The sequence below is a fragment of the Erythrobacter sp. genome (genome assembly GCF_024305245.1).
Classification (GTDB): Bacteria; Pseudomonadota; Alphaproteobacteria; order Sphingomonadales; family Sphingomonadaceae; genus Erythrobacter.
The window spans coordinates 303,711-325,796 of record NZ_JAMWYX010000004.1 but is presented as its reverse complement, the minus strand read 5'-3'; the positions used below and the strand labels follow the sequence as shown (position 1 = coordinate 325,796).

14 protein-coding genes are annotated in these 22,086 nt (G+C 65.4%); 5 read left to right on the top strand and 9 right to left on the bottom strand.

Going from position 1 to position 22,086, the window contains the following annotated elements:
* The first annotated feature begins 5 nt into the window (after window positions 1-5).
* The 4 genes from Q0L48_RS08285 to Q0L48_RS08270 all read left to right on the top strand — a co-directional run bounded on the left by Q0L48_RS08285 (window position 6) and on the right by Q0L48_RS08270 (window position 8,734).
* Window positions 6-923, top strand: coding sequence for a hypothetical protein (locus Q0L48_RS08285; protein WP_296719519.1), 918 nt, complete (start codon window positions 6-8; stop codon window positions 921-923).
* Between the two features lie 276 nt (window positions 924-1,199).
* Window positions 1,200-5,840 (top strand): glutamate synthase large subunit, encoded by a 4,641-nt coding sequence (gene gltB / locus Q0L48_RS08280; RefSeq protein ID WP_296719516.1) that lies wholly within the window; start codon window positions 1,200-1,202, stop codon window positions 5,838-5,840.
* A gap of 22 nt (window positions 5,841-5,862) precedes the next feature.
* On the top strand, window positions 5,863-7,299 hold the full coding sequence (locus Q0L48_RS08275; protein ID WP_296719515.1) for a glutamate synthase subunit beta: 1,437 nt from the start codon (window positions 5,863-5,865) through the stop codon (window positions 7,297-7,299).
* A gap of 634 nt (window positions 7,300-7,933) precedes the next feature.
* Complete coding sequence (locus Q0L48_RS08270) at window positions 7,934-8,734, top strand: alpha/beta fold hydrolase (protein ID WP_296719513.1); 801 nt, start codon at window positions 7,934-7,936, stop codon at window positions 8,732-8,734.
* 359 nt (window positions 8,735-9,093) lie between these two features.
* Here the strand turns inward: Q0L48_RS08270 and murA are convergent, their stop codons facing one another.
* Window positions 9,094-10,374, bottom strand: a complete 1,281-nt coding sequence (murA, locus tag Q0L48_RS08265) for a UDP-N-acetylglucosamine 1-carboxyvinyltransferase (RefSeq protein WP_296719512.1) — start codon at window positions 10,372-10,374, stop codon at window positions 9,094-9,096.
* 150 nt (window positions 10,375-10,524) lie between these two features.
* Between murA and Q0L48_RS08260 the strand changes: the two genes are divergently transcribed.
* Window positions 10,525-11,403: a UTP--glucose-1-phosphate uridylyltransferase gene (locus Q0L48_RS08260; RefSeq protein ID WP_296719509.1), complete on the top strand. Its 879-nt coding sequence runs from the start codon at window positions 10,525-10,527 to the stop codon at window positions 11,401-11,403.
* Between the two features lie 37 nt (window positions 11,404-11,440).
* Here the strand turns inward: Q0L48_RS08260 and Q0L48_RS08255 are convergent, their stop codons facing one another.
* From Q0L48_RS08255 to glnE, 8 genes are all read right to left on the bottom strand, one after another.
* Window positions 11,441-13,174: a flotillin domain-containing protein gene (locus tag Q0L48_RS08255; protein ID WP_296719713.1), complete on the bottom strand. Its 1,734-nt coding sequence runs from the start codon at window positions 13,172-13,174 to the stop codon at window positions 11,441-11,443.
* Between the two features lie 93 nt (window positions 13,175-13,267).
* Window positions 13,268-13,897 carry an OB-fold-containig protein gene (locus Q0L48_RS08250; protein ID WP_296719507.1) on the bottom strand — a complete coding sequence of 210 codons (630 nt, stop codon included), beginning with the start codon at window positions 13,895-13,897 and terminating at the stop codon, window positions 13,268-13,270.
* Window positions 13,898-14,002: 105 nt separating this feature from the next.
* On the bottom strand, window positions 14,003-15,295 hold the full coding sequence (locus tag Q0L48_RS08245; protein WP_296719712.1) for a cytochrome P450: 1,293 nt from the start codon (window positions 15,293-15,295) through the stop codon (window positions 14,003-14,005).
* A 5-nt stretch (window positions 15,296-15,300) separates the two neighbouring features.
* Window positions 15,301-16,848: an acyl-CoA synthetase gene (locus Q0L48_RS08240; protein WP_296719710.1), complete on the bottom strand. Its 1,548-nt coding sequence runs from the start codon at window positions 16,846-16,848 to the stop codon at window positions 15,301-15,303.
* Window positions 16,849-17,097: 249 nt separating this feature from the next.
* Entirely contained in the window at window positions 17,098-17,835 is a 738-nt protein-coding gene (locus tag Q0L48_RS08235) for a M23 family metallopeptidase (RefSeq protein ID WP_296719504.1), read from the bottom strand.
* A gap of 97 nt (window positions 17,836-17,932) precedes the next feature.
* On the bottom strand, window positions 17,933-18,724 hold the full coding sequence (locus tag Q0L48_RS08230) for a ferritin-like domain-containing protein (protein WP_296719501.1): 792 nt from the start codon (window positions 18,722-18,724) through the stop codon (window positions 17,933-17,935).
* Between the two features lie 8 nt (window positions 18,725-18,732).
* Entirely contained in the window at window positions 18,733-19,206 is a 474-nt protein-coding gene (locus Q0L48_RS08225) for a peroxiredoxin (protein ID WP_296719499.1), read from the bottom strand.
* The gene (glnE, locus tag Q0L48_RS08220; RefSeq protein ID WP_296719498.1) at window positions 19,206-21,974 is read right to left on the bottom strand and encodes a bifunctional [glutamate--ammonia ligase]-adenylyl-L-tyrosine phosphorylase/[glutamate--ammonia-ligase] adenylyltransferase; all 2,769 of its coding nucleotides are present in this window, start codon (window positions 21,972-21,974) and stop codon (window positions 19,206-19,208) included. Before glnE ends, Q0L48_RS08225 begins: the two co-directional genes overlap by 1 nt.
* Window positions 21,975-22,086: the final 112 nt, after the last annotated feature.

Genomic DNA, 22,086 nt, shown 5'->3' with positions numbered 1-22,086 from the left:
GGCGCATGGCAGGCTGGCGGCAGAGGAATGCGGGCAAGACCGATCGCAGCAGGGCCACGCGCCAGATGCTGCGAAACCATCGCCTGTTTGCCCCGATCCTAGGCGTGTGGGGCGCGGCGGCGGGCGGCCTTTGCACGCTGGTGCTGCCGCAATCGATGATCTTTACCGCAGCCTTCGCGCTTGGACTGGGCGTTCTGGGCGGGTTTGCGCCCTTTGCGCTTGCGGGCCTTGCAGCGTTGGTCATGGGCGCGGCGATGCTGCTGCTGGCGCGGCTGATGTCGCGCAAGGCCGCGCAGCCGGTCGATGCCCCTTCGCTCGCGACGTTGGCGATGCGGTACGTGCGCACCATCGACCCGGTGAAGGAACTGGGCAGTGGCAGTCTCGATGAACCGGTGACGACTCAACCTTTCGCCTCGCTCAGGCCGCAAGCCGAGCCTGAGCCCGCAGCAGCGCCGCAAGACCTTCCCCCGCCCCGCGCGCTCGACCTCGGCGAATTCGCCGCGCTGGCGGGACGCAATGCGGTGTGGGTGGATGAACCTGCACCCGTTGACCTCGAAACAAAGCAAGCGGACCCCGTTGTCGGCCCCGATTTCCGCCCCGAAACTGCTCCCGCGCCCGCCCAGGTAGCAGAACCCGCGGCGCTGCGCACCGTCAGCCCGAGCGCGATCGAACGCCTGCGCGCCGTGCCGCCGAGCGATCTCAGCCTGATCCAGATGGTCGAACGATTCGCCGCTGCGATGCACCAACATCAGGCCGCAGCGCCCCAGAAGGGCGACCGTGCCGACCTTGCCGGACGCGATGCGGCACTGGCCGAAGCGTTGAAGGCGCTGGCCGCCCTCAGTCAGGGTGCACGCGCGGACACGCACAGCGAGCCGCTGCGCGCCGCAATCGGCCGGTTGCAGGAACTGCGCGGCGCCGCCTAGGCCCCGCTTAAATGGCGCAAATGGTGCAAGTCACCCCGCCGCGTGATGCGGGGCGCGCAATCTAACGATAGTCTGGCTAGCGCGGCGAGAAATATTGCTTCGCGCAAACCCATTGCCAAATCCGCTTCCTGTCGGCATGAGGGGGCCGAAACCGGGCATCAGCGGCCGCCCGCGGCCATGCCTGCCCTAATGACCTGCCGGTGAGCGCGCGTCGACTTGCGAGCATCAAAGCGCGCAAAGCGCGTTTGTCGGCATCTGACAGATCGGACCTTTGCCATGGGATACCCCGTCTCCCAGGGTCTCTATGACCCCCGTAACGAACACGATGCCTGCGGTGTGGGCATGGTGGCGCATATCAAGGGCGAAAAAAGCCACGCGATCATCGCGCAGGCGCTGGAGATTCTGGAAAAGCTCGATCACCGCGGCGCGGTCGGTTCCGATCCGCTGCTGGGCGACGGGGCCGGGATTCTCGTCCAGATTCCCGATCCGCTGATCCGCCGCTGGGCCGGCGAGCACGGCCATGATCTGCCCGCCCCCGGCGATTACGCGGTGGCGATGTATTTCCTGCCGCAGGATAATGCCGCGCGCGATTTCCTGAAGGCGCGGATGGAAACCTTCACCGCCAAGGAAGGCCAGCGCTTCATCGGCTGGCGCGATGTGCCGACGACGATGGACGGCCTCGGCGCGGCGGTAGTCGCCTCGATGCCGGTGATCCAGATGGCGGTGATCGCGCGCGGGACCAACTGCGCCGATCAGGACGCGTTCGAACGCAAGCTGCTGACCATCCGCAAGCAGGTGCAGAACCCGCTGGCGAGCCTGGCTGAAAAGCATGGCCTGCCGGACATCACCGAAAGCTATATTCCCAGCTTCTCGACCCGCACCATCGTGTACAAGGGGCTGCTGCTGGCAACGCAGGTGGGCAGCTTCTACGACGATCTGCGCGATCCCGAATGCGTCTCTGCATTGGGCCTCGTCCACCAGCGCTTTTCCACCAACACCTTCCCCAGCTGGCGGCTGGCGCACCCGTTCCGGTTGATCGCGCATAATGGTGAGATCAACACCGTGCGCGGCAACGTCAACTGGATGAACGCGCGCCGCCGCACGATGGAAAGCGAGCTGCTCGGCCCCGATCTCGACAAGATGTGGCCGATCATTCCGCACGGGCAATCGGACACGGCCTGCCTCGACAACGCCTTGGAACTGCTGATCGCGGGCGGATACAGCCTTGCCCACGCGATGATGATCCTGATTCCCGAAGCATGGGCAGGCAATCCGCTGATGGACCCGGACCGGCGCGCGTTTTACGAATATCACGCCGCGTTGATGGAGCCATGGGACGGCCCGGCGGCGGTGTGCTTTACCGATGGCCGCCAGATCGGCGCGACGCTGGACCGCAACGGCCTGCGCCCGGCGCGCTTCTGCGTGACCAAGGACGATATCGTCTGCCTCGCTTCGGAAAGCGGCGTGCTGCCGTTTGCCGAAGAAGACATCGTGCGCAAGTGGCGGCTGCAGCCGGGCAAGATGCTGCTGATCGATCTGGAACAGGGCCGCATCATCGAGGATGACGAGCTGAAGGCGGATCTTTCCGGCGCCGAGCCCTATGCCAAGTGGCTCGACCAGGCGCAGTACAAGCTGGAAGACATCACCGACATCATCCCCGAACTCAGCGCCATCCCTGCGGAGGACACCACCCTGCTGCAACGCCAGCAGGCGTTCGGGTATACGCAGGAAGATGTCGCCCGCTTCCTTGAACCGATGGCGACCGACGGTGACGATCCGATCGGGTCGATGGGCACCGACACGCCGATTGCCGTGCTGTCGACCCGCGCGCGGCTGCTGTACGATTATTTCAAGCAGAACTTCGCGCAGGTTACCAACCCGCCGATCGACCCGATCCGTGAGGAACTGGTGATGAGCCTCACCAGTATGATCGGGCCGCGCCCCAACCTGCTTGGCCGCGATGCCGGCACGCACAAGCGGCTGGAAGTGCATCAGCCGATCCTGACCAATGACGATCTGGCCAAGATCCGTTCGGTCGAGGAAGCGCTGGACGGCGCATTCCGCTGCGCCACCATCGACATCACCTGGGATGCCGCAACCGGGGCCGATGGCCTCGAAATGGCGATCAAGGAAATGTGCTGGGCTGCGACCGAGGCGGTGCTGCAGGATCACAACATCCTGATCCTATCCGACCGCGCGCAAAGCGAAGGCCGCGTGCCGATGCCCGCGCTGCTCGCCACCGCCGCCGTGCATCACCATCTGGTGCGGCAGGGCTTGCGGATGCAGACCGGCCTTGTGGTCGAAACCGGCGAAGCGCGCGAAGTGCACCATTTCTGCGTGCTGGCAGGCTACGGGGCGGAAGCGATCAACCCCTATCTCGCGTTCGAAACGCTCGAAGCGCTGCGGGTCAAGCGGCACGCCGACCTGTCGCCTGAAAAGGTGCAGCAGAATTACATCAAGGGCGTCGGCAAGGGCATCCGCAAGGTCATGTCGAAGATGGGCATTTCGACCTATCAGTCATATTGCGGCGCGCAGATTTTCGACGCGGTGGGCCTGTCGACCGCCTTCGTGGAGAAGTTCTTCACCGGCACCGCCACCACCATCGAAGGCATCGGCCTGACCGAAGTCGCCGAGGAAGCGCTGCGACGTCACGATCAGGCTTACGGCGACAACCCGATCTATGACGGGATGCTCGATGTCGGCGGGATCTACCAGTACCGCCTGCGCGGCGAGGAACACGCCTGGACTCCGGAAAACGTCGCGCAGTTGCAGCACGCGGTGCGCGGCAACAACCCGAAGAACTACGCCGAATTCGCCGCCAGCATCAACGAACAGTCCGAACGGCTGCTGACGATCCGCGGGTTGCTCGAATTCCGCAAGGCCGACCAGCCGATCCCGCTGGACGAGGTCGAACCGGCGGTGGCAATCGTGAAGCGGTTCTCGACCGGCGCGATGAGCCTCGGCTCGATCAGCCACGAAGCGCATTCGACCATGGCGATCGCGATGAACCGCATCGGCGGGCGTTCGAACACCGGCGAAGGCGGGGAGGAGCCGTTCCGCTTCACCCCGATGGCCAATGGCGATTCGATGCGCAGCCGGATCAAGCAGGTCGCGTCCGGGCGGTTCGGCGTGACGACCGAATATCTCGTCAATTCGGACGATATCCAGATCAAGATGGCACAGGGCGCGAAGCCCGGTGAAGGCGGCCAGCTGCCCGGCCACAAGGTCGACAAGCGTATCGGCGCGGTGCGGCATTCGACACCCGGCGTGGGCCTGATCTCGCCGCCGCCGCACCACGATATCTATTCTATCGAAGACCTCGCCCAGCTGATCCACGACCTGAAAAACGTGAACCCGGTGGCGCGGATTTCCGTGAAGCTGGTGTCCGAAGTGGGCGTCGGCACGGTCGCGGCGGGCGTTTCCAAAGCGCGCGCTGATCATGTCACCATCGCAGGCTATGACGGCGGGACGGGCGCTTCGCCGCTCACTTCGCTGACGCATGCCGGTTCGCCGTGGGAAATCGGTCTGGCCGAAACCCAGCAGACTTTGCTGCTCAATGACCTTCGTGAACGGATTGCGGTGCAGGTCGACGGGGGCCTGCGCACCGGGCGCGATGTCGCCATCGGCGCGCTGCTGGGTGCGGACGAATTCGGCTTTGCCACCGCACCGCTGATCGCGGCAGGCTGCATCATGATGCGCAAGTGCCACCTCAACACCTGCCCCGTCGGCGTCGCCACGCAGGACCCGGTGCTGCGCGCGCGCTTCACCGGTCAGCCCGAACACGTGGTCAATTACATGTTCTTCGTCGCCGAGGAACTGCGGCAGATCATGGCCGACATGGGCTTCCGCACGGTCGAGGAAATGGTCGGCCGGGTCGACCGGCTCGACACCCGCCGGATGGAACGGCACTGGAAGGCGCGCGGCATCGATCTTGGCCGCATCCTCCACCGGGTCGAAATGAAGGACGGCGCGTCGCTGCGTAATATCGCGGTGCAGGATCACGGGCTGGAAGGCGCGATGGACAATGCGCTGATCGCCGATTGCCGCACCGCCATCGACAGCGGCGCACCGGTGCAGATCACCCGCGAGGTTCGCAATGTCCACCGCACGGTAGGCGCGATGCTCTCGGGTGAAATCGCCAAGGCGCACGGGCATGAAGGCCTGCCGACCGATACCATCCGCATCAACCTGACAGGCGTGGCCGGGCAAAGCTTCGGCGCATGGCTTGCGCACGGGGTGACGCTCGATCTGGTCGGCGATGCCAACGACTATGTCGGCAAGGGGCTTTCCGGCGGCCGCATCATCGTGCGCCAACCCGACGCCGCACCGCGCGCGTCCCACGAAAACATCATCGTCGGCAACACCGTGCTGTATGGCGCGATTGCGGGCGAGGCGTATTTCAACGGCGTTGCGGGTGAACGCTTCGCGGTGCGCAATTCGGGCGCGATTGCCGTGGTCGAAGGCACCGGGGATCACGGCTGCGAATACATGACCGGCGGCGTGGTGGTGGTGCTCGGCAAAACCGGGCGCAATTTCGCCGCCGGCATGAGCGGCGGGGTCGCCTATGTCTACGATCCCGAAGGCGCCTTCGCCAATCTGGTCAATCACGCGCAGGTCGATCTCTTGCCGGTATCGGCAGGTGTGGACGCCGAGGAAGGGACGGGCCGCCCGGCCCAGCGTCCGCGCAGTGTCAATGACTTCGGCATGGGCGACATGCTGCGCCACGATGCCGAGCGGCTGCGCATTCTGGTCGAACGCCACCAGCTCCACACCGGCAGCAAGCTGGCGGGCGCGCTGCTGGCCGATTGGGCCACGGCGCTCGGCCTGTTCGTCAAGGTCATGCCGCGCGATTATGCCGCCGCGCTGAAACGGCTCGAGGCCGAACGCCACGAAGCCGCCAGCGTCGCTGCCGAATAGATTTCAGGAACGAGACAGGACTATGGGCAAGGAAACCGGATTTCTCGAGCTGGATCGCCGCGAGCGCGACTATCTCGATCCGCAGGAACGGCTGAAGAACTACCGCGAATTCGTCGTCCAGCCGGACGAAGGCACGCTGGCGGGTCAGGCCTCGCGCTGCATGAATTGCGGCATTCCCTATTGTCACAACGGGTGTCCGGTGAACAACCTGATCCCGGACTGGAACCACCTCGTCTACGAGGCGGACTGGAAGCGTGCGCTCGCCATGCTCCACACCACCAACAACTTCCCCGAATTCACCGGTCGTATCTGCCCCGCCCCGTGCGAAGCGGCGTGCACATTGAACATCATCGATCAGCCGGTGACGATCAAGTCGATCGAATGCGCGATCATCGACCGCGGGTGGAAAGAAGGCTGGGTCACCCCGCAGGTGCCTGCAAAGAAGACCGGCAAATCGGTCGCGGTGGTCGGCTCCGGCCCGGCAGGTCTCGCAGCCGCACAGCAACTCGCGCGCGCCGGGCACAGCGTCACCGTGTTCGAGAAAAGCGACCGCATCGGCGGGCTGCTGCGCTACGGCATCCCCGACTTCAAGATGGAAAAGCACCTCATCAACCGGCGGGCCCAGCAGATGGAAGCCGAAGGGGTGACGTTCAAAACCTCCAAGGAAGTCGGCGTCGACATCTCGTTCAAGTCCCTGCAGGAAAACTTCGATGCAGTGGTGCTGGCAGGCGGCGCGGAGGATGCCCGCCCGCTGGCGATCCCCGGCGCGGAAATGACCGGCGTGCGCATGGCGATGGAATTCCTGACGCAGCAGAACAAGCGCGTTGCGGGCGACGACGAATTGCGTGCCGCTCCGCGGGGGTCCCTGCTCGCCACCGGCAAGCACGTGGTGGTGCTGGGCGGCGGCGATACCGGCAGCGACTGTGTCGGCACATCGAACCGGCAGGGCGCGAAAAGCGTAACCCAGCTCGAAATCATGCCCAAGCCGCCGGAAAAGGAAGACAAGGCGCTGACCTGGCCCGATTGGCCGATGAAGCTGCGCACCTCCTCCAGCCATCAGGAAGGCGTGGAGCGCGATTGGGCCGTGCTGGCCAAGCGCGTGCTGGGTGACGGCGAAAAGGTCACCGGCCTCGAATGCGTGCGAGTCGAATGGGTCGGCGGCCAGATGCAGGAAATGGCGGGGAGCGAGTTCACCATCCCCGCCGATCTGATCCTGCTGGCGATGGGCTTTGTCGGGCCGAAAAAGGCCGGCCTGCTCGAACAGGCGGGCGTGGACTTGTCCGAGCGCGGCAATGTCGCCGCCGATACCGATCGCTACGCCACCAGCGTGCCGGGCGTATTCGCCTGCGGCGACATGCGGCGCGGGCAGAGCCTCGTTGTCTGGGCAATCCGCGAAGGCCGCCAGGCGGCACGCGCGGTGGATGAAGCGCTGATGGGAACAAGCGAACTGCCGCGCTGAGGCGGAAGGTCTGCTTTTGCCGACAACCCGCACGAAGCTGCCGTTCGGCTTGCGACCCCGTTGCCGCCGCTCATGCAGGTGATATTCTGACGAGATGCCAGCTTCCAAAGGACCTATCCCACCACGCACGCCTTCGCCGCTTCCGGTGGAACTCGCGAGTTTCATTCGGGAAGTTACCAAAAGCGTGTTTGGCGAGGACGCAGTCGTCAGGAGCTACGGAGAAGACGCGGCAAAGTTGGCACTCCATGTGGAATGCTCCTGCGCCCCGACATTCGGTCGCGCGGAAATGATCGGCCAATTGCTCACCAGAGTAGATTGCATCCCAACCGTTGACGTGACCCGCCGAGGCTTGAAGGTTCGCGGCAATGCCAAGATTGCTTATCGCCAAGGATATATACTCTAGGTCCGATTCCCACCCCCAAAGAGCCGTTCGCGAGCGCCTCGGCAAATCCCGAAAGCCGACAGGCTGCTATCGCGGCATTGGGACGAAAGCTGACAGGCAGGAAACGCCCCATTTCCGACATTCGGGATCGAGCGCGCAATTGCGAGATTGCTACCGGGTTGATCAGTCGCAAGGGATTTGGAACAGATAGGTAGCAAGCGTCGTTAAAACCCCGCCGCCAAAGCAGCTTCCGTGGAGAACGACGTGCACTTTCGCTCTGAAGGCCAAGGCAAGCCGCTTCTGCTGGTGCACGGCATTGGTAGCAGCAGCCGCGTGTGGCTGCCCTTTCTGCCGCCGCTGGCAAGCGACCGCACTATCATTGCCGTCGACCTTCCGGGCCACGGCCAATCGCCAGCACGGCAAGAGGACGCAACGTTTTCCGGTCTGGTTACAAGCCTTGAAGCCTTTCTTGAAGCACAAGGTTTGAATGGCGTGGATATGGTTGGCTTCTCGCTTGGAGGCCGGCTGGTGCTTGAGCTGGCCCGCCGCGGTCGTGCGGGTTCAGTTGTGGCTCTCAGCCCCGGGGGATTCTGGGCCGGGTGGGAACGCACTTATCTCAAGTGGACACTCCTTTCATCTGTCTCCGCGTTGCGGCTGCTTAGAGGTTTCGTACCGCGACTTGCCCTCAATGCCGTCACCCGCTCGGCGGTTCTGGCGCAATTGTCGGCGCGGCCCTGGACACTGAACGGGGACGAAGTGGAAGCGGAGTTGCTTAGCTTTGCCTCCCCATCACACGTTCCAGCCCTCGTCAGGGATCTCGCTGCGGCTCCGATGCAGGAAGGGCCTGCTGCACCCGCGACGCCGAAGGTCACGATTGCCTGGGGGCGACATGATCGCCTCTGCTTTCCCGTGCAGGCACAGCGCGCGAAAGCAGCGTTCCCGGGCGCGACCTTTCATTGGTTCGATGACAGCGGCCATTACTTGATCTGGGACGAGCCGGAGCATGCTTTGAATGTCATTCGGCAGGGAATAAAGGCGGTCGGCATTCGCTGACGCAACAAATCTCCTTGCGTTCGCCCGCCATTGCTCCACCGCATCCGCCTCGTTACCGATCAGCAGGCGCAGACGAGAAGATGAATGGAGGCTTGGCCGACCCAAGTGTGTAGAAGGCCGCCTTCCACTCAACTTCGGTCATTCGGCCGTGACCGTGCGCGCCCCAGAAGCGGACCTTGCGCTTTCCTACCCGTGCAAAAAACGGCAGCACTGCGCGCATGTCCTGCGATTTCCCCCGCCGCCACCGTCCGACAAGGCCGCACGGTGCGGCAGGTTTTCGGTTCCTGGACAGTGTCTCATGTGTCTCCTACACGCGCCGCGCACAGGCAGCAGACCTGCCCCGCCCCGGCGATGCGGGGTCAGTCGTCCACCCGCTCGATATCCGCGCCAACCAGCTGGAGCTTCTCCTCCAGCCGCTCGTACCCGCGGTCGAGGTGGTACAGCCGCCGCACGGTCGTCTCGCCTTCGGCGGCGAGCGCGGCGATGACGAGGCTCATCGAGGCGCGCAGGTCAGTCGCCATCACTTCGGCGCCGGTCAGCCCTTCGACCCCGCGCACGATCGCGGTGCGGCCTTCGGTGGTGATGTCCGCCCCCATGCGCGCCAGTTCGGGCACGTGCATGAAGCGGTTTTCGAAGATCGTCTCTTTCAGCACGCTGGTGCCTTCGGCCTTGGCCAGCAGTGCCATCAATTGCGCCTGCATGTCGGTGGCAAGGCCGGGATAGGGCGCGGTGGTGAGGTTGGTCGCCTTCAGCGCGCCATTGGCATGCACGTCGATACCCTTGGCATCCCACGTCACTTCGACGCCGATGGCCTGCAGCGCATGAATGGTCGCCATCATCTCGTGCGCGCGCGCGCCTTCGAGCCGCACTTCGCCGCCGGTGATCGCTGCGGCGCAGGCATAGGAACCCGCTTCGATCCGGTCGGGCATCACGCGGTAGGTTGCGCCGTGCAGCCGCTTCACGCCGTGGATGGTGAGATCGGATGTGCCGATGCCTTCGATCTCCGCCCCCATCGCGGCGAGCATATTGCACAGGTCGACAATCTCCGGCTCGCGCGCGGCGTTGAACAGGCGGCTGGTGCCGTTCGCCAGCACCGCGGCCATCAGCGCGTTCTCGGTCGCGCCGACGCTGACCACCGGGAAATCGAAGTCCCCGCCGGGCATTCCGCCATCGGGCTGGTAGGCTTTCACATAGCCTTGCGCCAATTCGATATGCGCGCCGAACGCTTCCAATGCTTTCAGGTGCAGGTCGATCGGGCGGTTGCCGATCGCGCAGCCGCCGGGCATCGAAACCGTCGCTTCGCCGCTGCGCGCCAGCATCGGGCCGAGCACGAGGATCGAGGCGCGCATCTTGCGCACCAGATCATACGGCGCGACGTTGGAGGTGATCCGCGTCGCCTCCATGCTCATCACCCGGCCGAAATCCTCGGGTCGTGTGCCCTGAATCGAGGTGGTGACGCCGAACTGGTTCATCAGGTGCTGGAACCCGTCGATGTCCGCAAGCCGCGGCAGGTTGCGCAGCGTCAGCGGCTCTTCGGTCAGCAGCGCGCAAGGGATCAGCGTGAGCGCGGCGTTCTTGGCGCCGGAAATCGGGATCGAGCCGGAAAGGCGATTGCCGCCGCGAATGAGAAGTTTGTCCATGCCCGCAGCCTTAGCGAAAAGTGCTTCGCGTGCAACTCGCTGGCGCGTGCCCGATGCTGCCTGCGCCGATCAGCGATTGACCTAGGTTATAGCGCAAGGCACGGGGACAGCGGACGCGAGGTACCGACAAGAACCAAACGAGGGCGCTGAATGTCTCCCAAGCCAATCCGTAAAGCCGTGTTCCCCGTCGCCGGTCTCGGCACCCGTTTCCTGCCAGCCACCAAGGTGGTGCCCAAGGAACTGCTGCCGGTGGTCGACCGCCCGCTGATCCAGTACGCGGTGGACGAGGCGCGCGAGGCCGGGATCGAACAGATGATCTTCGTCACCGGGCGCGGCAAGACCGGGATCGTCGAGCATTTCGACATCGCCTTCGAACTCGAACAGACGATGGGTGAGCGCGGCAAGGATCTGAGCGTGCTTGACTGCACGCGGGCGACCCCCGGCGATGTGATCGCGGTGCGCCAGCAGGTGCCGCTGGGCCTTGGCCATGCGATCTGGTGCGCGAGGGCGATTGTGGGGGATGAACCGTTCGCGATCTTCCTGCCCGATGAATTGATGGTCGCGCGCCAAGGCGGCAGCGGCTGCATGAAGCAGATGGTCGAAGCCTATAACGAGGTCGGCGGCAATCTGATCTCGGTGCTCGAAGTGCCGAAGGATCAGGTATCGAGCTACGGCGTGATCGATCCGGGTGCAGCGTCGGGCGCGTTGACCGAAGTGCGCGGGCTGGTGGAGAAACCGGCAGCTACCGACGCGCCGTCGAACAAGATCGTTTCGGGCCGCTACATCCTCCAGCCCGAAGTGATGCGGGTGCTGGAAACCCAGGGCAAGGGTGCGGGCGGCGAGATCCAGTTGACAGACGCAATGGCGAAGATGATCGGCACCCAGCCGTTCCACGCGGTGACATTCGACGGCGCGCGGTACGACTGCGGCAGCAAGATCGGGTTCGTCGAGGCGACTCTGGCGCTGGCGCTGGCGCGCGAGGATATGGGTGCGCAGGTGCGGGCGATTGCGCTGGATCTGCTGAAGTAGCACACGGGGGCAGCGTTGCCGCCCCCGTCACCTTGAATTACTCCGCCGCTTCGCCCGCGGGCACCTCGTCCGCATCATTGTCGCGGGCGATCGACTTCTGTGATGCGGGTTTGGCGGGAGCAGTTGGAGCCGGAGTGGCAGGCGGAGCCGGTTCCGCCACTGCCTCGGCCGCGCCCTTGACCAGACCGGACAGTGACGATCCGTCCAGCCCAAGCTCCTTCATCAGCCCGTCCAGCACCGGAGCCTGCGCGCGGTAGGCGAGCGCCGCCGCCACCGCATCGCTGGCAAGGTTGCCGGATCCGCCGCCAGCACCGCCGCCGGAGCCGCCGCCATCATTGGCCGCGCGTCCGCCATTGGTGAGGCCATCGACCTGCACGATCTTGATCGAGTCGATCGCTTCCATCGGCTTGGCGCTTTCGCGGATGACCTCGGGCAGCACCTTGAGGAGCGCCAGCTTGGTCTGCAGGCTGATCTGGTCGTTCGAGAGGATGTTGGCCGCCTCGTTGATCGCGCGCTGGCCGGCGGCTTCGACTTCGAAGCGTACCCGCGACGCTTCGGCGCGGAGCTTCTCGGCTTCGGCATCGCCTTCTGCGCTGCGCCGCACGGCTTCGGCGCGGTTGAGCGCAGCATCGCGTTCGGCCTCGGCATCGACGCGGATCTTGATCGCGTCACGCTCGGCCTGCTTCGCGGCTTCGATCAGCTCGATCTTCTTCTGCCGTTCGGCGATTTCGCTTTCGCGCGCGGTGGCGACGCGTTCCTCGGCCTCGACCGCCTTGGCGCGCGCGTCATCCGCCTCGGCCTTGGCCTGGCTTTCCTCGCGGGACTTGTTCTGCACCGCGATCTGCTGTTCCTGCCGCGCGATTTCGAGCGCGCGCTGCTGATCGATGCGGGCTTCCTCGACCAAGCGATCCGCCTCGATCTGCTGGGCGTCGACCTGCTTCTTGGCCTCGATCCGCGCGGCATCGGCCTCACGGTTGCGCTCGGCCTGCTCCCGGGCGATTTCGGCGGTCTGGCCGGCGCGCCGCACTTCGACTTCGCGCTCCTGCTCCAATCGCGCATATTCCTGATCGCGCGCGATTTCGAAGCTCTTCTGGCTGGCTTCGAGATTCTTGGTCTCGATCTGCACGCGGGTGTCCTGCTCGATATCGTTGCGCAGCTTCTTGCGCGCTTCGATCTGCTCGGTCAGCTTGGTCAGACCTTCGGCGTCGAAGGCGTTGTTGGCGTTGAAGTGTTCGATGCTGGTCTGGTCGAGCCCGGTCAGCGACACCGATTCCAGTTCCAGCCCGTTCATCGCCAGATCGTTGGAGCTGACCTGCTGCACCTTCTGGACGAAGTCGGCGCGCTGTTCGTGCAGTTCGTTCATGGTCATGCCCGCCGCGACCGAACGCAGCGCGTCGACGAACTTGCCCTCGACCAGATCCTTCAGCATTTCCGGCTGCATCGTGCGCTGGCCCAGCGTCTGCGCGGCCATCGCGATTGCCACCGCATCGGGACGCACACGGACGTAGAACTCGGCCTTCACGTCGATCCGCAGCCGGTCGAGCGTGATCAGCGCCTCGCTGTCGCGCCGCACCACCGGCAGCACCAGCGTGTTCATGTTGACCGGCATGGTTTCGTGGAACACCGGGAAGACCAGAGCGCCGCCGTTCATCACCACGCGCTCTCCGCCCAGACCGGTGCGCACAAATGCGGTTTCCTTCGACGCGCGGCGGTACAGCCGGGCGAGGAACGCCACGATGATGACGAAGACGATCAATCCGGCGCCAGCCATCACCCCGTAGGTGATCAGATCGCCCCCGGACGAGGCCAGATCCCCCGCTGTCGCCAAATCTCCGGTTGTGGTCAAAGCCATGTGCGTTCCCCTTTAAGTGCCAAGCCCGAGCAACGGGCTTTCGTAATGCACGCCGTAGAAGGTCTGCCCTTCGCGGCGCACCAGCAGGACGGTGTCGCCTGCGTTCAACTCCAGCGTCTGGTCATGCGGTTCGACCATGACGAAATGGGCCTGCCCGTGCCGGTCGATCACCTTGGCGCGCGCGGGCGATCCGGCGCGGGCGGTGCCGATCTGGATTTCGGCATCGCGCCGGATCAAATCGTCGATATCGATGGCGGTGGTCTCATCCCGGGGCAGGATCGCAGCGAGCGGGCGCATCGCGAGGCTGTTGAGCGGCAGCGCGGCCCCGCCTGCAAGCAGCGCGGCCCATCCGGCGGAAAGCGGCGCGCCCAGCACGCCTGCCAGCACCATCTGCCCGGTCACGCCGATCGTGGCGAACACGAACAGCAGCGCCGCCAGCCAGATCAGCAGCGGTACGCGGCCCAGCCCCAGCAAAGTGGTCAGCGCCTCGCCGAACCCGCCGACTTCCAGCCCGTCGGGCGCGTCGAACTCGCCCGCGCCCTCGACCACTTCGGACACGCCGGCGAGTTGCAGCAACGCAATCACCGCCAGCGCCCCGAACGCGATCAGGAACGGCAGGTTGTGCGGCTCAAGCAAGGTCATGCCGCCGACCCGGATTGTTCAAGGCGAATGAGAATCCCCATGCCCTGAAAACTAGGACAAACTGCGACGGGACAACAGGAAAATCGGACAGCGCGTGTTCGATTTTCAGGCGGGCGTCACCCGCAGCGGCAGCGTTTTCAACCCGCCGACGAAGGTGCTGCTCGCCCGCTTGGCCTCGCCCGCCGGTTCAACGCTCGCCACCCGGTCGAGCAGGGCTTCGAACAGGATCCGCATCTCCAGCCGCGCCAGATGCAGGCCGAGGCACTGGTGCGCCCCCGCCCCGAACGCAAGGTGGCGGTTGGGGGAACGGGCGGCGTCGAACCGGCGCGGATCGGGAAATTGCGCCGGGTCGTGATTGGCAGCGACATAGTTGATCATCAGCCAGTCGCCCGCCTTCACCTGGCTCCCGCCCAGCTCCACATCCTCGGCGGCGGTGCGCATGAAGTGCTGCACCGGGGTGGTCCAGCGGATCGCCTCTTCGACGATGCCGGGCAGCAGCGACCGGTCGGCCTTGACCCGCGCCCATTGCTCCGGATCATTGGCGAGCGCCTGCATCGCGCCTGCCGTGCTGGCGCTGGTGGTGTCATGCCCGGCGGTAGCGACGATGATGTAATATCCCGCCATGTCGCGCGGGGGGAGCGGCTGCCCGTCCACCAGTGCATTGGCGATCACGCTGGCGACATCGTCTGTGGGATGGGCGCGGCGTTCATCGGCAATCTGCGCGAAGTAGTCCTCGAAGGTTCGCACCGCGCCCGCGACGATCTGCACCACCTGTTCGGGCGTCATCTTGTCCAGCCCGCTGCCCGACAGATCCTTGTCCTGCCCGCCGAACAATTGCTGGGTGAGCATCTGCATCCGCGGCTCGTCTTCAGGCGGGACGCCGAGAATCTGCATGACGACGCGCAAGGGATAGGGGCCGGAGACTTCCCTGACGAAATCGATGTCCGGGCCGCTTTCGAGCATCCGGTCGACCGTCCGCGCCGCCAGTGCGCGCAACTCGCCCTCCAACTTCGCAAGGTTCCTCGGTATGAACCATTCCTGCGTCAGCTTGCGATATTTGGGATGGATCGGCGCATCGAAGACCACCAGCGAATCGACCAGCATGTTCGATCCGGTCGCCGCGCGGCTGAATTCGATCGCCTCGTTGAAGCTGAACACCACCGGACGCGGGTTGTTGAGGAAGGTCGCGTTGTCCTTCGAAATCCGCATCACATCATCATAGCGGGTGACCAGCCAGAACGGATCGAACAGGCCGGGCGTGTCGGGCTGCACGCGTGCCACCGGCATGGTCGCGCGGATGTGGTCGAAGGTGTCGAGCAGCCCGTCCCATGCGGCATAGGCATGCGGATCGATCACCCGGCGCGCCAGATCGCCGGGCAGCACCACCTCGCCGCTCACGCGGCTCACGCGGCTTCAGCCCCTTCGCGGGTTTTGGCGGCATATTCGTCGCGCAGCTCGCGCTTGTAGAGCTTGCCATTGGCTTCGCGCGGCAGTTCGGGGCGGAAATCGAACAGTTTGGGCATCTTGATCTTGGACAGGCTGGGCTCAAGGAAGTCGCGCAGTTCCGCTTCCAAGGCAGGCCCGGCATCGGCCATATCGCGCGGTTGCACCACCGCGACCACCTTCTCGCCAAGATCGGGGCACGGCGCGCCGATCACGGCGGCGTCCATCACCTTTTCGTGGGTCACCAGCAGGTTCTCGATCTCCTGCGGGTAGATGTTTACGCCGCCCGAAATGATCATGTGGCTCTTGCGGTCGGTCAGGAACAGGAAGCCGTCGCTGTCCAGATGGCCGATATCGCCCAGCGTCATCCAGCCGCTGGGATGCATCGCCTCGGCCGTCTTGGCCGGGTCATTGTGATAGGTCGGCAGCAGGGTGTTTTCGAAATAGACCAGGCCATCCGCGCCGGGCGGCAGTTCCTCGCCCTCCGGCCCGCAGATATGCAGCGTGCCATAGATCGCCTTGCCGACGGTGCCGGGGTGGGTGAGCCAGTCCTCGGATTTCACCATGGTCATGCCGATGCTTTCGCTGCCGGCGTAATACTCGTTCACGATCGGCCCCCACCATTCGATCATTTCGCGCTTGATCGGCACCGGACACGGCGCAGCGGCGTGGAGCGCGCGTTGGTGGCTCGACAGGTCGTAGCGCGTGCGCACGGCAGGATCGAGTTTCAGGAACCGCACGAAATGGGTCGGCACCCACTGGCTGTCGGTCACCTTGTACCGCTCGATGGCTTTCAGCGCTTCTTCGGGATCGAACTTCTCCATCATCACGATCGTCCCGCCGAGCCGGTGGACGACCGAGCACCAACCGATCGGTGCGGCATGATACAGCGGGGCGGGCGAGAGGTAGATCATCGATCCGTCGGTCGGCATGCCTGCGCCCATGATCGCAAGGCCCACAAGCGGCACCATCGCCTGCGGATCGGGGTCTTCGGGCGGCGCGGGGCGGATGCCCTTGGGCCGCCCGGTGGTGCCCGATGAATAGAGCATCACCATGCCCGCGCTCTGATCGGCGATCGGATCGGCAGGCTGCGCGGCGAGCGCGGCGGCGAAGTCTTCCGCGTCGCCTGCATCCATCACCAGCACCGTCAGGCCGGGGCAGGCTGCGCGGATATCGCCCAGCACGCCTTCGAAATACCGCGAGGTGATCAGCAGCTTCACCTGCGCATCGCGGATGATATAGGCCGCCTCCGGCGCGGTCAGGCGCGACGAGATCGGCACCAGCATCGTGCCCGCGCGCTGCGAACCCCAGATGAGCGTGAAATATTCGATCCGGTTTTCCAGCAGCACCGCAAACGCATCGCCCGCACCGATGCCGTGGGCGCGCAGCAGGTGGGCGAAGCGGTTCGATTCCGCGTCCATTTCACCATAGGTGATCTGCTTGCCCGATCCGGTCATGATGACAGCGGGATGATCGGGGCGCCGCGCAGCATGCGCAGTCGGGTGCATCGACATAGTCTCTCTCCCATGCGGCGGCGCTTTCAAAAACGTCCTGCCGTTTCTCTCTCGATCAGGGAAACTAGCGGGAGAGAGGCGGCTCGCAAGCAAAAACAGTATGGGAATTGCTACTGATTGCGGGGGAGGTCATGCGCGCGGCACAAAAAAAAGGCGGCGGGTAAACCCGCCGCCATGTTCGGACACCCTCTCCAATGTCCGGCTCGCTTGAAGCGAGCAATCTCTTGGGCTTGCGCCTTCGCCTTATTCGCCGCCTTGGCCAGTAAGCCGGGCATCGCGGGCGTAAGCAAGCTGTGCTTCGCTTTCTACCATATACGGAATCGGACTGACTGCAAGCCCGTCAATGCGGACTTCGTAATGGAGATGCGGGCCGGTCGAACGGCCGGTCGATCCGACGTAACCGATCAGGTCGCCCTTCTTCACATTGTCGCCCGCAGCCACTGCAAGCCGCGACAGGTGAGCATAACGGGTTTCCATATCAGCGCCGTGATCGATGCTGATGTAGAGGCCGTAGCTGGAAAACCAGTCGGCGCGGCCGATGATCCCGTCAGCCGTGGCATAGACCGGAGTGCCGGTCGGCGCGGCGAGATCGATGCCGTTGTGGCGGCGGCGGCCGCCGAGCACCGGATGGGTGCGCATCCCGTAACCGCTGGTCAGCTGCGCGCCTTCGAGCGGCATGCGCGACGGCACCGAAACGGTCGGAGCGATGAAGGGCGCGGAATAGGCGGTTTCGGCCATGCCGCCAGCCGTGGGGCTGGTGCGTTCGATCGCGGTCCAGTTCGCGAACAGCGACTTGAACCGCTGATCGCCGTTGGCCAGCGCATCGGCCTGGGTTTCACGCACCGGCTCGACAATGTCGGCGCTCGCGGTGGCGGAATTGGCAGTGTTCGCAAAAGCAGGAACAGAACCGGCGGCGGAGAGCAATAGAGCTGCGCAGCACTGGGCTGCGAGCTTCGAAAAATGGCGCGCGGCGAATTTCATAGTGACCCGGGTCCCGATTTTCGGCTTTTTTCGCCGCTGGAATTCGAAGCACGTCTTGTGCGCGCCTTTGCTGGATCGTGGTTATGCGGGTGAGTCGTTAATGCGCAATCTCCGCATAGAATCCGCGCGACAAACCGGCTGCAAGACGCGCCGAGTCGTTGAACGGCGGCTTAATCGACCCGTGAAAGTGCTGTTTTACGAGGGTCTGCCACAGGGATTCGGGGCGCGCCTGCATCGTTTCGGCACAGCGCAGAAAGTATTTGGTGCCCAAACCGACATGGCGGATTTCGTCGTCAAGAATGCGCGTCAGGATTTTTGCGCCGCCCGCATCGCCGCTCGCCCGCACCCGTTCGAGCGTGGCCGGGGTCACATCGAGCCCGCGCGCCTCCAGCACCATCGGCACCACCGCGAGCCGGGCGGCGACATCGCCGCTGGTGTCCTGCGCCGCCTCCCACAGCCCGGCATGCGCGGGCAGCGCGCCGTAATGGCTGCCAAGGCTTTCGAGCTTGCGGGCGAGCAGCGCGAAATGCATTGCCTCGTCAGCCGCCACCCCCAGAAAGTCGCCGACGAATTCCTCCCCCATCGCCGCGCCGAATCGCCCCGCCATATCGAGCGCGAGGTCGATCGCGACGAATTCGATATGCGCCAGAGCGTGCCACAGGGCGATTCGCCCGCTTTCCGAGCCGCCCTTGCGGCGCTTGGGCATCTGGCCGGGCGGGAGCAATTCGGGCGTGGCGGGCCATGCGGGCTGATCGGGCATGGCGACATCGAACCGCCACGCCAGCGCGCCCTTGCGCCAATCGCGCGCGACCTGCCGCGCGGCAAAACACTTCGCGCGCTGGTCTGCGGTCAGCAGCGCGGCGCGGATAGCCGATGCGACGCTGTTCATGCGTGACGTCAGAGCGCTTTGGCGGCGGCAAGCACGTCCTCGGCGTGGCCCTTGACCTTCACCTTGTCCCAGACCTGCGCGATCCGGCCCTCGCCATCCACCAGATAGGTGGTGCGGACCATGCCCATATAGGTCTTGCCGTACATCTGCTTTTCCGCCCACACGCCGAGCGCATCGGACAATCCGCCTTCTTCCGCGTCGCTGGCGAGTGGGGCTGTGAGGCCGTGCTTGGCGATGAACTTGGCGTGCTTCTTCGCCGGGTCCTTGCTCACGCCGAGCAGTTTGGTGCCCGCCGCCGCGAACTGATCCTGCAAGGCCGAGAAATCCTTGTTCTCGGTGGTGCAGCCTGGGGTGTCATCCTTGGGATAGAAGAAGATCACCAGCTTGTGCCCGCGAAAATCGGACGGTTTCACGCTGCCGCCGTCCGGCGTCTCCATCGCAATATCGGGGATCGGGTCGCCCGCTTCTGGAAAGTCGCTCATCAGATAGCCTCCTGTTCGCTGTCGAGAATGTCCGTCCCGAGGATTTGTTTCCATGCCTGCGCGATCCTGTGCCGCGCCGCGCCGAAGGCCTGCAGCAGGTCTTCGTAGGTTTCGCACCGGCACGCCCGCGCCAGCGCCCGCGCGCCGCCGGCGGGCGGTTCGCGGCCATCGGGAGCAAGCAGCCGTCCGGCCACCAGCATCCGGCTCATCAGGTCATAGGGCGCAGCAATATCGTCCGGCAGCAGCCCGGCGGTAACCAGCCCCTTGATCGCTACCGCCAGATCGGGGTCGAGCGCATCCGGCACATTCTGGCCGAGCGGGATGCCATCGGCGGTCACGCCTTTCAATTGCAGGTAGTGCACCAGAAATTCGCAATCGACCAGGCCGCCGCGCAGCAGCTTGGCATCCACCGGTCCGCCGGGGTGTTTGTGCCGCGCCATCTCGGCGCGCATCGCCAGCACCGCCTCGCGCAGCACCGCCTTGTCGCGCGGGGCGTGGAGCACCTGCGCCAGCACCTCGTCCAGCTCGCGCCGCGCCGCATCCGAACCGAACAGCACCCGCGCACGGGCGAGCGCCATATGCTCCCACGTCCAAGCCGCCTCGCGCTGATACTTGCCGAACGCCTCGTAACTGACCGCCAGCGGCCCCTGGTTGCCCTGCGGCCGCAGCCGCGTATCGATCTCGTAGAGCGCCCCTTGCGCGGTCGGCACCGACAGTGCGGCGCTGACCCGGCTGGCGAGGCGGTTATAGTAGACCGTGGCCCCCAAAGGCCGCGGCCCATCCGATTGCGCGGCGAAATCGCCGGTGAACAAATAGACGATGTCGAGATCGGACGCATGGGTCAGCGCGCCGCCGCCGAGCCGCCCGAGGCCGAGCACCACCAGCTCGCTACCGGGCACTTGCCCGTGCTTGGCGACGAATTCGGTGATGGTCGCCTGCGTCGCCAGCCGCAGCGCCGCCTCGGCCGTGCGTGACAGGGCGCTGGCGATGTCGAGCGGATCGGCCAGCCCTTCGATCAGCTGGATGCCCAGCGCGAAGCGGATCTCGCCGGTCACCACCCGGATCGCGTCCAGCAGCGCCTCGTAATCGTCGCGCATTGCCGCGCCCTGCATTCTGTCGGCGATTTCCGGAATTGCGCCCGGCAGATCGCGCGCGCCGCGATCCAGCAGGGTGTCGAGCAGTTCGGGCTTGCGCGCCAATTCGTCCGACAGCACCGGGGCGAGCGTGAGCGCAGCCACCAGCCGGTCGATCAGATGGGGCCGGGCAACCAGCAGGCGAAAGGTGGTGATCGCGGACGGCACGCTTTCGAGGATACGTTCCCAGCGGGTGATCGCGCGGCTCGGATCGTCGCTCGCCGCAATCGCTTTCAGCAGTGCGGGACGCAGGCGATGCCACGCTGCCACCGCCTGCGGCGACCGGATCGAAGGCTGGCGGCCGTCGCTCCAGGTGTCGATCCGTTCGGCGAGCGCATCCGGTTCATCGAAACCCAGCGCGGCGAGCTGCTGTGCAAGATCGCTGGCCGGGGCCGCACGCACAGGCGCGGCTTCGGGTGTGCCGATCAGTTCTTCATAAATACGGGCGGTGCGCGCCGTCAGCTCGGTCAGTTCTGCCACCAGCGCCGCGCCGTCGGCCAGCCCGTCAAGCTGCGCGACAATGTCCAGCGCCTCGCCATCGGGCAGCGAATGCGTCTGGCGGTCGTTCACCATCTGCAGCCGGTGTTCGAGTTCGCGCAGCCGGTCATACGAATCGCCCAGCACACCGGCGTTCTGCGCGCTGATGCAGCCGGCAGCCGCCAGCGCATCGAGCGCCCCGCGCGTTCCCCGCACCCGCAGCGACAGGTCGCGCCCGCCGTGAATCAGCTGGTGGGTCTGGGCGTAGAATTCGATCTCGCGGATGCCGCCGCGCCCGCGTTTCAGATCGAACCCGGGGCCGGGCGCGGGCGGGCCTTCGTGGCTGTCGCGGATGCGCTGGGTCAGCGCGCGGATTTCCTCGATCGCGCCGAAATCGAGCTGGCTGCGCCACACGAAGGGGCGGATCGCCGCAAGAAAATCCTCGCCCGCCGCAATGTCCCCGGCGGCGGCGCGGGCGCGGGTGAAGGCCGCTCGCTCCCACGCCAGCGCGTGCCCCTGATAATGCGTCAATGCCGTGCCGACCGGGACGCAGAGCGGGCTGATCTCGCTCGCGGGTCGTAGCCTGAGGTCGACCCGCAGCGCATAGCCATCATCGGTAGTGGCCGAGAGCAGGTTCACGATCTTTCGCGCATAACGCTGCGCCGCCTCGCCCGGATCGTCGCTGGCGCGGCGCGGCAGGCGTTCGCGGTCGTAGAGCAGGATCGGGTCGATATCGGACGAGTAATTAAGCTCGCCCGCGCCCTGCTTGCCCAATGCCAGCGCAATGAAGCCGTCGGCACTGTCGGCATCGCAGCGCTGCGCGATTGCGGCGTGGATCGCACGGTCGAGCGCGCGATCGGCAAAACCGGTGAGTTCCGCCACCACCCGGCTCAGCGGAAATGCGCCCGCCAGATCGCCCACCGCCACCGCCGCCGCCAGCGCCAGCCGTTCCCGCCGCAGCGCGATTTCGACATCCGTATGTTGGCCTTGCGTGCGCGCCCATGCCAGCGCCACCTCGCCCTCCCCCGCAGCCAGCAATTCGGTGAGTTCCGGCTGGCGGTCGAGCGCGCGGGCAAGGAACGGCGCATAGGCGCGGGCGCGGTGCAGCGCGTTGTCCCAATCGGGGTTGCCACAATCCTGGCTGGTCGTCTTGCCCATCGCCCGCCTCTCTGGCCGTGCCGACGCCTCCTCGCAAGGGCGCAAACTTGCGCCCCGCCCCGCGCTCTGCAATTGAAGCACGCGATTTGGCTGAGGATACGGACAAGGGATG